Annotated in this window: 10 protein-coding genes and 4 pseudogenes; 5 read left to right on the forward strand and 9 right to left on the reverse strand. The window is 66.9% G+C overall.

What is annotated here, in order from left to right; all coding sequences use genetic code 11:
* Positions 1–434: 434 nt before the first annotated feature.
* The 4 genes and pseudogenes from ACFYY6_RS32440 to ACFYY6_RS32455 form a co-directional block, all read right to left on the reverse strand.
* Positions 435–1,499 (reverse strand): annotated as a pseudogene (locus ACFYY6_RS32440) (PP2C family protein-serine/threonine phosphatase); the annotation flags it as partial.
* A 107-nt stretch (positions 1,500–1,606) separates the two neighbouring features.
* Positions 1,607–3,389, reverse strand: a pseudogene (locus tag ACFYY6_RS32445) (reverse transcriptase domain-containing protein).
* A gap of 490 nt (positions 3,390–3,879) precedes the next feature.
* The gene (locus tag ACFYY6_RS32450; RefSeq protein WP_389196956.1) at positions 3,880–4,122 is read right to left on the reverse strand and encodes a hypothetical protein; all 243 of its coding nucleotides are present in this window, start codon (positions 4,120–4,122) and stop codon (positions 3,880–3,882) included.
* 474 nt (positions 4,123–4,596) lie between these two features.
* Positions 4,597–5,190: a TetR/AcrR family transcriptional regulator gene (locus tag ACFYY6_RS32455; protein ID WP_351521647.1), complete on the reverse strand. Its 594-nt coding sequence runs from the start codon at positions 5,188–5,190 to the stop codon at positions 4,597–4,599.
* Positions 5,191–5,282: 92 nt separating this feature from the next.
* On the opposite strand from ACFYY6_RS32455, the gene ACFYY6_RS32460 reads away from it, so the two are divergent.
* Positions 5,283–5,498, forward strand: coding sequence for a hypothetical protein (locus tag ACFYY6_RS32460; RefSeq protein WP_351521646.1), 216 nt, complete (start codon positions 5,283–5,285; stop codon positions 5,496–5,498).
* 280 nt (positions 5,499–5,778) lie between these two features.
* Here ACFYY6_RS32460 and istB read toward each other — a convergent pair whose 3' ends face one another.
* Together istB and ACFYY6_RS32470 are read right to left on the reverse strand one after the other, a co-directional pair.
* Positions 5,779–6,576 (reverse strand): IS21-like element helper ATPase IstB, encoded by a 798-nt coding sequence (istB, locus tag ACFYY6_RS32465; protein WP_389196958.1) that lies wholly within the window; start codon positions 6,574–6,576, stop codon positions 5,779–5,781.
* Positions 6,573–7,283, reverse strand: coding sequence for a hypothetical protein (locus ACFYY6_RS32470; protein WP_389196960.1), 711 nt, complete (start codon positions 7,281–7,283; stop codon positions 6,573–6,575). The genes istB and ACFYY6_RS32470 overlap by 4 nt, the downstream gene beginning before the upstream one ends.
* Before the next feature lie 501 nt (positions 7,284–7,784).
* On the opposite strand from ACFYY6_RS32470, the pseudogene ACFYY6_RS32475 reads away from it, so the two are divergent.
* From ACFYY6_RS32475 to ACFYY6_RS32490, 4 genes and pseudogenes are all read left to right on the forward strand, one after another.
* Positions 7,785–8,622: pseudogene (locus ACFYY6_RS32475) on the forward strand (S1 family peptidase); the annotation flags it as partial.
* Positions 8,620–8,787, forward strand: a complete 168-nt coding sequence (locus ACFYY6_RS32480; protein WP_389196976.1) for an LAETG motif-containing sortase-dependent surface protein — start codon at positions 8,620–8,622, stop codon at positions 8,785–8,787. The pseudogene ACFYY6_RS32475 and the gene ACFYY6_RS32480, both read left to right, overlap by 3 nt.
* A 203-nt stretch (positions 8,788–8,990) precedes the next feature.
* A complete protein-coding gene (locus ACFYY6_RS32485; protein ID WP_386609608.1) occupies positions 8,991–9,179 on the forward strand; it encodes a hypothetical protein in 189 nt (62 codons plus the stop codon).
* 796 nt (positions 9,180–9,975) lie between these two features.
* Positions 9,976–11,055 (forward strand): protein kinase family protein, encoded by a 1,080-nt coding sequence (locus ACFYY6_RS32490; RefSeq protein ID WP_388651767.1) that lies wholly within the window; start codon positions 9,976–9,978, stop codon positions 11,053–11,055.
* A 274-nt stretch (positions 11,056–11,329) separates the two neighbouring features.
* On the opposite strand, the pseudogene ACFYY6_RS32495 reads toward ACFYY6_RS32490, so the two are convergent.
* From ACFYY6_RS32495 to ACFYY6_RS32505, 3 genes and pseudogenes are all read right to left on the reverse strand, one after another.
* A pseudogene (locus ACFYY6_RS32495) lies at positions 11,330–11,603 on the reverse strand (hypothetical protein); the annotation flags it as partial.
* Positions 11,604–11,687: 84 nt separating this feature from the next.
* A complete protein-coding gene (locus ACFYY6_RS32500) occupies positions 11,688–12,452 on the reverse strand; it encodes an aminoglycoside adenylyltransferase family protein (RefSeq protein ID WP_389196978.1) in 765 nt (254 codons plus the stop codon).
* Positions 12,453–12,559: 107 nt separating this feature from the next.
* A complete protein-coding gene (locus ACFYY6_RS32505; RefSeq protein ID WP_389196962.1) occupies positions 12,560–13,111 on the reverse strand; it encodes an MFS transporter in 552 nt (183 codons plus the stop codon).
* Positions 13,112–13,142: the final 31 nt, after the last annotated feature.

A 13,142-nucleotide genomic window follows, 5' to 3' on the forward strand; every position in this document is an offset into this window, starting at 1 on the left:
GAGGCACCCGCGAGACCGGACTCGCACCCCTCATCCGCGAGGCCGCCGACCGCCAGACCGCGGCCCTCCACCAACGCCGCGAACCCGAAGAGGCGTACAACCGGGATCGCCGCCCCGGAGGAAATCCTCCAGACCCAGGCCCAGGCCCGGCAGCGCCGCACCCGGCCCGACGGCACCCTCGAAGACAGCATCCAGGCCGCCCAGTGGCGGGCCCGTGCCGAGAGGGCCGGGACAGCGCCCTGCGAGAACGCGGCGCCGGCCGCTCTGGGAAAGACGGCGTGAATCGGCGGCCCGGGGCCATGAGTTCAGTGGTCGAGGCAGCACGTCTTCGGGAACAGCTTTCCAGGAACGTTGAGGAACGCACAAGCCGGCCCCGGTTCGAACTACCCGAACCGGGGCCGACCTGACGGTGAGCACCGTGGAGGCCGCCGCTGTCACAGACGGATCACGACCAGGGCGGTGTCGTCGGTGGTACCGGCAGATGGGGTCAGGTCGTCCAGGAGGGCGTCAGCAAGCGTTTCGGGGTCGGTGCCCCGGTGGTCGGCGAGGGAGTTGGCAAGCCGGTTCAGGCCGACGTCGATGTCCTCGCGACGGCGTTCGATCAGCCCATCGGTATACAGCACAAGGGTGGCCCCCTCCGTAAACGGGGCCTCGGCCTGGGGACGGGGCCTGTGCTCGGGGCGGGCGCCGAGAGGGGGGTCGGTGGCCTGGTCGAGGAATTCCACGGTGCCGTCGGGGTGCAGCAGTGCCGGTGGAGGGTGGCCTGCGCTGCTGTAGGCGATGGCGCGGTTGATGCCGTCGATGACGCACAGGACCGCTGTCGTCGACTCCGCACCGTCGACCGACCGGGCGTACAGACCAAGAGCTTCCAGGGCCTGGGCGGGGCCGTCGGCGATGTGGGAAGCGGCGCCGAGGGCACTGCGCAGCTGGCCCATGACGCAGGCGGCGGCCAGGCCGCAGCCGACGACGTCGCCGACGGCCACCGCGATACGGCCGTCGAGCAGTTCGACGAGGTCGTACCAGTCCCCGCACACATTCAACGCTCCGGCAGCCGGGCGGTAGCGCACTGCTGCATGGTGATGCCTCAAAGGCGCAGGGGTGGGAAGCATCGCCTCCTGCAGGCTCAGAGCGACTTCATGTTCGCTGGCGTGCGCCTCGCGCAGCCGTTCGTTGACCTCCTGCAACTCCCGGGCCTTGGTGTACAGCTCGGCTTCCAGCGCTGAAGCCCGGTCCTTGCCACCTCGGGTACGGACGAGCTCGGTGATGTCCTCCTCCAGGTGCAGCAGCAGCGCCACCCGCCCATCCGGGTCGAAGACGGGGACGTTGACCGGGCTCCAGTACCGCTCCTCCCACACCCCGGGCCGGTCCGGGTACTCCACGTCGTAGCGGTGAAGCGTCATGGCGTCGCGCTCACCGGTGGCGGCCACCCACCGCAACGACGCCTGCAGCTTGCGCATGCCGGTTACCGCGGGGTTCTTCGGATCGTCCGGGAACGCATCATGGTACTGGTGGGCCGTCGGCGAGGTGCCTGCTGAGCAGGTCCTTTTCCCACGGCCCCCAGCCCGAACGACGCATGCGACTTTCGCCGCACGTCGCTCTCCAGTGACTACTCCGTGAGTGCTGGGACGGAACGTTTTCCATGGATGTCCGTGTGACAACTTCCGCAGACCACAAGGGATTTACGGTGTCGTGCGGCCATGAGATCTGCCCATGGCGGCCGGATTCCCGGTCGTCCGAGGTCGGCGAGCTTGGCGACGTGGTGCACTTCCACCTCGTCGATCCGCCCGCAGGACTCGCATCGTCCGGCGAGGAGTCGGGTGACCAGCTCCTTGCGTTTGGTGTTGACCGGGGCCAGCCGACGGTCGGTGATGACCGTCTTCTTGTCCCGTCGCAGCGGGATCCCGCCGAACCTTCCGACCAGTGGCTTCCTGCCGGTGCGTTCGACGCGGGCCTCGAAGCACTTGCGTGGCCCGTGCGGTGTTTCGATGGTGGCCGTGTACTTGCGGGCCATCTTCGAAACCGTCGAGCGGTGCTTGTTGGCGAGCGTCGTCAGCATCGAGGTCTCCATGACCCATTGCAGCCGGGCGAGTCGAAAGACGTCGCCGGCCAGCAGGTAGTACTGGACGATGCCGCGGTACTCCGACCCGTAGGTGCTGAGGATGACGTGGTCGTCCTGGTTCAGCAGTTCGGGCCGACGCGCGGGTTTGCCGCGCTTCATGTACTGGGCTTGCTTGGCAGATACCACCGAACGGGGGACACGCAGTCTGATGACCCCATTGACGGAGCGCCGTCCACCGGTGACCTTGCGGTCGTTGTGGTGCACGGTGATGTCGTAGCCGAGGAACCTCGCCGCCTGGGTGCGGGCGTGCGTGATGAGCGTCTTTTCTGGCGACAGTTCCAACTTGAGTTCGTCACGCAGGAATTGCGCCAGACGCTGTTTGATTGCCTCAGCCTCTGCCTTTGGTCCGGCGAACCCGAGCAGAGTGTCATCGGCGTAACGCACATACCGAAGCCGCCGGTAGCCGGGATCCTGAGTATCCATGCTGGGCATGCTGCGGAGTTGCTTGCGAAGTTCCCGCATCTCGGTGCGGTTACCGCGCTTGCGTGCGCGACGCATCGCGTTCCAGACCTTGAAGAAGGCTTGGTTCGGCTTCCTGACTCTCCCACGGGTGTATTCCGGAATCAGAACGTTCTCGACGTACTCGTCCAACTTGTGCAGATAGATATTCGACAAGATCGGTGAAACAACCCCGCCCTGCGGACTCCCGCTGCGTGGCGTTCCAGACCCAGTCCTCCAAGTATCCGGCCTTGAGCATGTTGTGCACGAGCCGAAGGAACCGGTTGTCGTGGATTCTCTCACCCAGGATTCGCAGCATGACTGAATGGTCAAGCCGGTCGAAACACTGCGTGATGTCACCCTCGACAAGCCAGATCGTTCCCGTCCAGGTATTGGCCACATCGCGCAGTGCGGTGTGACAGCCCCGACGGGGACGGAAACCGTGAGAGGAGCGAGAGAACGTGGGCTCGTAATACGCCTCCAGGAGCAGACGGATTACCTCGCCGACGAGCTTGTCACTCCACGGAGGCAGGCCGAGCGGACGCAGTTTCGTGCTGCCCCGCCCTTTCGGGATGTAGACCCTGCGAGCTGGGCTCCATCTGTAGCGCTCGTGGCGCAGCGCGTCGATGACGTGCTCGATCTTGCCCAGCGACATGCCGTCCACGGTCTCCCCAGTGGCTCCGGGCGTCGTCGCTCCCTTGTTGGGGTACAGACGTCCGTAAGCCAGGAGATACAGCCGCGGATTGAAGAGCTGTCGATATATTTCATTGCACGGCAGGCCGCGCCTGCCGCGTTCACGGAGGACACCCAGCACCGTTTCGGCACTCTGCATTTCGCATACCTCTCAAGTCTTGAGTGTCCGATCACCTGGCCCCCTTCGCCCAGTGTGGACGGCTTTCCCGTCCTCCTTGGCCGGTCGTTACTCCGGCGACTACTACGGGGCCTCCGTCGCCATAGGAAGATCTCTTCCCGTAGGCGATCCCATGTTCGTCCTTGTCGTACTTCCTAGCGTGATGTAGGTGCCCCACTCATTCCCTTGAATGCCCTCGCTGGGCATCGCTCCGCACTCCAGAGGTTGCGTCGGCCATTCCACAAAGCCGTCGCAGGGTGCGGCGTCGGTTTCAGGCATCTTTCCGGCGGACTCGACCTTCAGTCTCCTGGGAATTAGGGTTCAGGCAATTCAGCTTTCACCGTGTCACGCGGGTCCCTCGATACCCCGTCTTTGATACCTAAGCCCGGTCATCGATTTCCTGGCATGCTCTGGTCCCTATCACCGTTTCCGGATCGGGTAAGCCATCAGACCCAAGAACCTCCCTCTGAGTTCATCCCGACTGAATCGGGGATACGACAAGGCGCCTCATGGCGCACAGGTAACGGCCCACCACCTGGTCACGGGCACGCCCCATGCTGCGCAGGAACGCCTCATTGACATCGGCGTACACCAGGTCCGTTTTGAACAAGGCCACCGCGCGCGGCAGCGCCTGGAAAACAGCCTCGTAGTCGATCTCGGATGCGTTCACCATGCCACCTGCCAGCGCCGCTGTGTCGATCACGTGCTCCGTCACGATATGCACCAGCGTGACTCCAGAGAGGCAGCACACCCGTGTTTGCAGAAATGAGCATTTGAGAGAGGCACCGGACGAGGCCAGGGCCGCTTGCGTTCCCCCTGGTCGCCACTCGCAGAACACCTCTCAAAACCTGTGGGGTGCTGAAACGAGTGGCTTCATCGATGTGTAGTGACAGCACTTGTGCACGGGTTCCGAAGGCAGTCGGTGATCAACCCAACTCGGATTGTTGACGAGAAGTGATGGCACTGCCGGTTGCTCCCAGGGCCGCGTCAACTATTCGCTGTGACGGGATGGGGGCGTCCGTAGGGTTCGTGCATGGCCGACGAGAGGCGGAGCTGCGGCTTCTCGACCCCGAGTCCACCGAGCTCGGTGCGTCTGACAGGCGCTGGAATGCGACGTCGATTCGCTGTTTTATGAGCGACCACCTACGAAACACGGTGTCGCCGCGTGATGCGCTGGGCGAGGTGGTGGTCAGCCCAGGAGGTTGTCCAGGTGATAGTCCAGCACCCTGAGTGCTTCGTCGGGAGAACGCTGCCCCAGGGCGACGTCGACCCCCAGGCTTGTGGCCAGATTCCAACAGATGTCGGCGTCGATCAGGCCGTTGCCCCGTGCTGGCGCGCCCTGTTCCTGCCGGGCTGCGGCGATGAGTCCCGCGGTGAAGTCCAGAAGCTCGCCGCTACCTGGCGCCAGCACGCCGGCCATTGCCGGATCCGAGATCGCCCTTCCGACGACCGCGACTGACAGCTGGAGTAGGCGCAGGCTTTCCGGGTCACGGGCGAGCATCGCGCGCAGGCATTCACGGAGCATCGTCTCCGCGCTCGCCGGGTCTGTTGCCTTGATGGATGCCTCAATCCGGGCGTTCAGTGCCCGCACGGCGCGGTCGATCGCGTCACGGACCAGGTCCTCCCGGGTGGCGTAGTAGTGCTGCACCTGGCCCATGGATACCCCGGCCTCCACCGCGACCTTGCGAAGCGTCACACCCTCCAGTCCGTCGCGGAGCGTCAGCGTCCAGACGGCTTCGGCCAGGCGGTGTCGGCGCTCCTCGTGGTCAACGATCTTCGGCATGCATCCTCCCTGGCAAGCCAATGCGTTCGCATTGCATCGCCATCGGCAGTCTATTACAATGCAAGTGCATTGTGAAAAACTGAGGGGGTATCATGAAGTTCGTCGTTCTGCTTATCATCGGAATGGCTTTAGTAGTCTTCAGCGGCCAAGCCGCGATCCGGCTGCTCATCGATCACGACAACGGTGGGGTGCTCAGCGGATTGCCGTTTCCGGGCGCCCTGTGCGTTTACATCGCTGCCCTCGCCATCGGTGTCCTCCTCGCCGGCTGGGCACAGGGCCGCGCCAAGGCCCTCGGACACCTCAAGTAACACCCACCACGGCGCCCAGCAGGCTGCCGCAGCACATTCCGGCCTCTATCCCGCTCGGAGTCCCGCCGGGCCCGCTTCGCCGGGACCATCAGGGGCCCGGCGGCCTGCTTTGCACCGTGGGTCAGAGATAGGAGTCCGGGGCCGAGTATGGCGAAGCTCCCTGTGGCGTATGACGGAAACGGGCTGGTGCATGTACTTTCACCAGGGCACTTTGGCGGGCTGAGCGGGGATGGTCCGCCGCTCGTGAGGGCGGCGGACCATCGAGACGTAGCGGCAGAGGTCAGTCGGCCTTGGCAGGTTCTTCGGCTCGTGCGCGGGTGCTGGCGAGGCGGTAGGAGTCGGTGCCGGTCTCGATGATGGTGCCGTTGAAGGTGAGGCGGTCGACGATGGCCGCGCAGAGGCGGGGGTCGGTGAAGGTCTTGGTCCAGCCGCCGAAGGACTCGTTGGAGGCGATGGCGACGCTGTTCTTCTCCTCGCGTTCGGTCAAGACCTGGAAGAGGAGTTCGGCGCCGTGGCGGTCCAGTTCCATGTAGCCGAGTTCGTCAATGCACAAAAGATCGACGCGGCCGTAGCGGGCGATGGTTTTGTTCAGCTGCTTCTCGTCGGCGGCCTCGACGAGCTCGTTCACCAGTTTCGTGGCGAGGGTGTAGCGGACGCGGTAGCCCTTCATGGCGGCCTCGGTGCCCAGGGCGATGAGCATGTGTGACTTGCCGGTGCCGGAGTCGCCGATCAGGCAGAGCGGCTGGCTCTTCTTGATCCACTCGCAGCTGGCGAGGGTGTGGATGGTCGCGGCGTCGATGTTCGGGTTGGCGTCGAAGTCGAACGCCCGCAGCGACTTCTCCCGCGGGAAGCTTGCCGCCTTGATTCGCCGCTCCGAGCGGCGGCGGGCCCGGTCGTCGCACTCGGCCATCAGCAGCTCTGCGAGGAACCCGCGGTAGCTCATCTGGTCCTTGAGCGCCCGCTCGGCGATGTCGGAGAACTCGTTGCGGATCGAGGGCAGCCGCAGCAGGCGGCAGGCGCTGTCGATGGCGGCGTCGGCGGCCTGCTCGGTCAAGCCTCGCTGGCGGGGCAGGGTCACTGTGCTTCTCCCTCACGTTGGTCACCGCCGCTGGTGCGGCGGCGTCGGAGCAGTTGGTCGTAGGGGGTCACCGAGGGCAGCGGCCTGGTGTCCGGCGGAAGGTGCGCGAGTCGCCATTCGTGCAGGGAGGTAACCGTCGCCGACGGGTTGCCGGAAGCCAGCCGGTCGGTCTCTGGGGTGGGTTCGTTCTCGGCCTGGGCGGCCTTGCGGGCCTCTAGAGCGACCGCGTCCGCGGTCATGGCGCCAGCCCGCAGAGCTGCGGCTAGGCCGGCGACGACATGCTCGTGGGGCAGATGACGCCCCAGCAAGAGGACCTCGATCAGGGCCCGGGTTCCGTCCCGCTCACCATGAATCTTGCGAGCCTGGTCCCACCAGGCGTCGTGGACCGGGGTGAACCTGCCTGCTGAACGGGCCTGTTCGAGCGCTGTGGAACCGGGGAAGGCACCGGGCTTGCGGACCAGGACTTCCAGGTAGTGGTCCAGGTCCAGACGAACGGCGCCCTTCGCGATCAGCCGCTCGTGCCGGGCCACTTCCACGTTCTGGTCGTAAACCACCAGATGAGAGGCGTGCAGCACGACCCGCACGCGTTTGCCGATCAGCCGGATCGGGACCGAGTAGCGGTTGGTGCGGACAGAAATCTGGCCGTAGCGGTCGACCCGCGGAGTGAACAACCGTCCTGTCTCGAACGGTTCCTCGGGCAGCGGCATCAGCGGTGGCCTGCGGCGGCACCACCATCATCGGCCTCATACACCTCCAAGCCTGCCACTGCTTGCTTACGCGCCGCCTCGCCCCGATCCCCGGGTGCCAGCCCGCCGGTGGCTGTTTCCCGGCCGCCGAACCGGGCAACCGCTCCACCTCGACGTCCTGGCGGCGCTTCTCAACGACATCGGCATCCCCACCACCGCTGGCCGCACCGCCGCGATCCGGTAGCACGTCCTGGAGATGCCTGCCCCGGTAGTCGCTGAGGCTCTGAGCCACCACCGAGTTACCACGGCCAAGCTGGGCTCCGAGGCCGGAGGCACCTGGCGTGGGGGATGCTCAAGAAGGATCTCTCGCAGAGACCCCGTCGCATCGTCGGCCAGGTGCTGATCAAGCCATCCAGGCTCACGGCCCCTGCCGAGGCGAAGGCGCTCGCGAGCGGGGGCTGGCCATACCATCGACCGACCCGTTGCCCGGATAGTGCGGCAGGTTTCTAACAACGAGGCTGAATGCATACGGATCCACCAAGCAAAAGGGAACCCTCTGTGTTCAGCTTCAAGTCGCCGCGCCGCCGTACCGCCCGCACCGCTGCAGTCGGCGTTCTCGCCGCTATGGCCTGCGTCACTGTCATGGCCGGTAGCGCCGGAGCCATCGTCAATGGGTCGGACTCCACCGAGAGCTATCCGTTCATGGCGACAATCCCGGAGTCGGCCCCGGACCAGGGTCTGGTCGACGGGAACTGTGGGGCGTCGCTGATCGATCGGCAGTGGGTGCTGACGGCGGCTCACTGCCTGAAGGTCGACGGCATCAAGCTGGACGGCATCGTGCGGGTCGGCAGCGACCACCGCAAGTCCGGCGGCACCGTCCGGAAGATCGACCGGACCTTCGTCCACCCCGGCTATGTGAAACGGCGACAACAAGGCCGCCAACAAGAACGACATCGCGCTGATACGCCTGGACCGCCCGGTCGCCCAGCAACCCATCAAGATCGCCGAGCAGGCAGGGCCCCCCGGTACGCCGACCCGGCTCCTGGGCTTCGGTACCACCGTCGACACCGAGTTCGAGTTCCCGGACCGGCTGCAGGAGCTGAACACCCGCAGGGGCGCCGAGTCGGAGTGCGCGCCCGGCTACGCGGACCGGACCCGGCTGTGCACGATCACCACCGTGCCCAAGGCCATGGCGTGCTTCGGGGACTCCGGCGGACCGCAAGTCCAAAAGGGCCGGCACGGGCGCTGGGAGCTGATCGGCGTCACCTCGGGGCCCGGCGCCCCGAAGGTTCCGTGCTCGCAGGGCCCCGGCCTCTACACCAGCGCGCCCGCCTACGCGGGCTGGATCGACAAGACCATGAAGACCAACAGCGCTCCGTCGACTGCGGCCAAGGGCTCCGACCTCGCCGAGACCGGTACGAACGACAACACCACGGCGATCGCCGGCGTGGCCGCCGCGCTGATCGTCGCCGGCGGCGGCACCGCGGTCGCGGTACGCCGCCACAAGACCCGCCACGCTGCCTGAGCGAAACCGTCGCAAACCCAAAGGCGGCCCCCTCGCCACGAGCCGCCCGCCCTTCGCCGCGCCCTGTCCGCCCCCGCTCCGAACCCCCGAGGAGCGCCGCGCCCGCCCCCGCCCACCTTGCTTGGGGCAGGGGCGGGGCGCGGGCTGCCGAGCAGAAGCCATGGACGCAGGCCCGCCATGCCACGAGGCGGTCACGGTCATACGTGGGTGACGATGACGAGCAACGCCAGGCACTCGGCAAGCACCTGTGCAGCGACTGCCACGCGCCGAACTCGCACGGCTGGTGCGGCCAACGCGACCGCGAGCGCTACGACACCGATGCCTATACCCCATACGAAAAGCGACGCGGGCAGCCCGGCGGCACACGCATCCTTGTACACGACGCATCGTGAGGTCCGCTCCGAGGAAAGGGCTAGGGTCTGTGTGATGTCGTGGCCCGACTCCGACTCCGACTCCGACTCCGACTCCGATCTCGGCCTCTATTACCGCCCTCCGCTGGACACCGCCGCCCTGCGCCTGCTCGCCACCGAGCTGACCGGCGGCGCAGTCGAGGTGACCGAGCCGGGCGGCCGGGGGCCGTGGGTCGATGGCGGCGGTCGGCTGACTGTCGAAGGGATACACATCGACTGGATCTACCGTGATCTGGACCAGCTTGCACCGGATCTGGCAGCAGTGCCAGGCCGGGCACTTCGAGGTAGGCACCCAGGCAGGCCACCCGCTCGGGGCTACTCGCACGCCTACACCGGTGAGGTGGCCCTCGGACGCATCCTCGTGGACCCCACCGGTGAACTGGCTACTTTGCGGGAGCAGATCAGGACTTCCTACCCGCAGCCGCTCCGTGAGTCGCTGGTCGTCAACGCGAGATGGGAGGTGCCGTTCACCTTGTCCATCGCCCGCAAAGGCGTGACTCGGGGCGACGCCTTCCACATCGCCGGCTGCCTGCTCCGCGTGGTGGGAATCCTCGTGCACGCCCTCCATGCCCAGGCCGGGTGCTGGGTGCTCAACGAGAAAGGAGCCGTCCAGGCGGCAGGACAGCTCCCAACCGCCGGTGCCGAGGGCCGAGGCAGAGCCGGGGCCGTCACTCTTGGGCGGCTGCGAGGGCTTGCCGGGAAGGCCCCGGCGGATATGGTCGATCACGTTCGCGAGATCACCGACGCCCCGGTTCGGGGCACCGAGGAGTCCTCCACGATGCAGCACCCAGACCCGCGGTATGCCGGGCGGCTCGCTACTTATGGGGCCGTGGCCACGCGCCTGTCCCTGCTGAGCGACCGTCGGCTCGGCGAGGTCGTGGCTGCTGCCAGCCCACTCGGGTCGGGCATCGGGGGCCGGTTGGCGGAGCTGGACATCGACGGGACACGCGTGTTCGTCAAGCGGGTCCCCTTGACGGAGCTGGAGTTGCGACCGGAGAACGTGCGGTCGACGGCGAATCTCTTCGGACTGCCGATGTTCTACCAGTACGGGGTGGGATCGTCGGGGTTCGGGGCCTGGCGGGAGCTGGCTGTGCACACAATGACGACTCACTGGGTCCTTGGGAATGAGTACGAGGGCTTTCCGCTGATGTACCACTGGCGGATCCTGCCCGACTCCGCTCCCGAGGGGTTCGCCGACGAGTTCGGGGGCATCGAGGGGGCGGTCGCACACTGGGAGGGCTCATCGGCAGTGCGCGAGCGTCTGGAGGCCATCGGCCGGTCTTCGTCCAGCCTGGTGCTCTTCCTGGAACACGTGCCGCAGACGCTCGCCGCGTGGCTGGACGGCCGCCGGGAAGGTGTGGTGGAGAGCGAGGAGGGCTCGCCCTATCCGTGGGTGGAGGAGGCTCTGGCGAGGGGGACCGCCTTCATGAGCTCGCACGGGCTGGTCCACTTCGACGCCCACTTCGCCAATGTCCTGACCGACGGCCGGCTGCTCTACTTCGCGGACTTCGGACTCGCCCTGAGCTCCAGCTTCGAACTGTCAGCGATCGAGGTCGAGTTCCTCTCAAACCATCTCGCCTACGACCACTGCCACACCGCGAGGCATCTCCTCCGCCACCACTTGCCCGAGCGCGTGCGTGGCGGCTCGGAACACGAGGAGTTTCTGCGCGAGTGGGTGACTGGCCAACACCCTGAGGCGGTCCGGCCTGAGATCGCGGCGATCATCGACCGGCATGCCCGGACCGCCATCGTCATGGGCGAGTTCCGCCGACGCCTGCTCACCGAAAGTAAGCAAACACCATTTCCGGCTGCTGAGATCGAGCGGATCCGGGACGCTGCGGTCACGGCGCCCCACTGAGGCCGTGCCTCCGCACGAGAGCGATGTCAGGAGGTCTCGGGGTGGGCGGTGTGCCGGGGGCCGAGGCGGCGTCGCAGTTCGGGGTTCTCGCTCTGGGCCGTTTCGATGGCCTGCCGCGGGGCTTGGACTTCGTCGTGGTGGCGTCGTTTGAGTGCGGTGAGTTGGGCGGTGAGGTGCGGACGACGCTGCTGGGCGAGTCGCCGGGCGGTTGTTCTGCAGGCTGTGGCGGGTGGCTTCGCTGCTGGTCCCGGAGCTGTTCGACGCGACGGCGGATCTCGGTGCAGCGTTGTTTGGCGCCGAGCCAGTTGTAACGGGTAGCGGCCTGGCCGGCCCGCGGGTTGCCGTACTCGTCGTAGTCCAAGGCAACGGGGGCCTTGCTGGTGTCCAGCGAGAGCTGGAGTGCAATTGTCGCCGTGGATGTTGGTGAGCTGGAGGATTGTGTCGCCGGTTTTGGTGGTGGTGGCGAGGTCGCCCGAAGCGGATTCGATGTTGCGGGTCAGGGCGCCGGCGGTGGTGTCCTCGGTGATCCAGCGGGGGTTGTCGCTGTCGAGGGCGGCCTGGGTGGCTTTGTCGTCGGCGGCGGCGCCGAGGGCGACGGCGCGGTTCGCGGCGGACAGCACCGTAGGAGCGGTTCAGGCTAGTCGGCGCAGGTGGTCGATGCGGGTGAGGACATCGGCCACGTGCGGGCGCACCTGGGCCTTCAACTCCTCGCTCCAGACCTCGTCCTGATAGTGGCAGGTGAGGTACAAGTTTCTGGCGTGCTCCAGGACAGGGCGGTGTTCTGGGGGCAGGTGGGCCATGGCCCAGTCGGCGGCGGCGTCCTTGGTTTTGATCTCGCCCGTGGCGAGGGTGGTCCAGGCGCGGGCGAGGGTGAGCAGGACGTTGCGGGTGTCGTCGTCCAGGTCGGCCAGGAGTTCGGGGATTCCCCCGACGCTCGCCCGGACGAGATCGGTGTACGGTACCGGATCCAGGAGTTCGGCGGGAGGCGGCCCGGTCAGGGGGTGGTCACCTGCCAGGGCCACCGTGAGAACCAAGGCCAGGTCCGGCAACGGGCCGGGCCGCGGAGACCCGCCCGTCTGGAATTCGTCGCGCAGCCACTCGCCGTAGAGGAAGTCCCCGGTCGGCGGGAACCGCCACGGTCGGACTTCGGACTGGACAACCACAGTGAGTTCAACCGGCCGGACGGAGGGCGTGAGGCCGGAGATCTCCAGCAAGCTCTCGACAAGCGCCCGCCGCTTCGGCTCTTCAAGACTCCGCCGTGTGACCGCCAGAACGTCCAGGTCGCTGGCCGGGGCGAGACCCCCAAGCACGGCGGATCCGTGGAGGTACGTCCCCAGGAGCTCCGACCCCATGACGTCGCGGACGAGGCCGACGGTCTGCTCAAGCTGATCCATCATTGAACCCCTCCCGCTGTATCTCTCGCCCGAGCGCATCGAGCACCTGGAGCGGCTGACCGATGCGATCCGGCTGCGCGCAGTGCCGTACACGTCATCGAAATCGTTTCTCAGGAAGCGGCCTCGCGGTGCTGCCGATCGGCAAGTCCGGGGAAGGCGTTGCGGCGCGTGAGCGCCGAGGTCAGGATCGCCGGGACGGCGATGGCCAGGGTCGCCCTGGGAAGCATTTCGGGGCCTGCTCCTGCGAGGAGGGTTCCGCCGATCACGCCACCGTCGGCGATTGCGAGGTTCCAGGCCGTGACGAAGAGCGACTGCCCCGTGTCGACTGCCGGCCCTGCAGCCTCGGCGGCCGCTGTCTGGAGCAGGGTCGCCACCCCGCCGAACGCGAAGCCCCACAGCGCCGCCCCGATGGATACGAGAGCGGGGAACTGCGCGAAGAGTGCCAGCACGACCGCAGCGAGGGCGAACAGGCAAGAGCTCGCGATCACCAGCGTGCGGAGGTGGCGGTCGATCAGTGTGCCGACGAGCCAGAGGCCGAGGACGGAGGCCCCGCCGAACACCAGGAGCACGGCGTCGACTCGTTCCTCCAGGCCGACTGATCCGAGGAACGGGGCGATGTAGTTGTAGAGCACGCTGTGCGCGAGCACGTAGGCGGCGACCACTGAGCACGGGCAGCGCGCCTGGTATCCGCAG

The organism is Streptomyces sp. NPDC001750, assembly GCF_042892615.1.
Classification (GTDB): domain Bacteria; phylum Actinomycetota; class Actinomycetes; order Streptomycetales; family Streptomycetaceae; genus Streptomyces.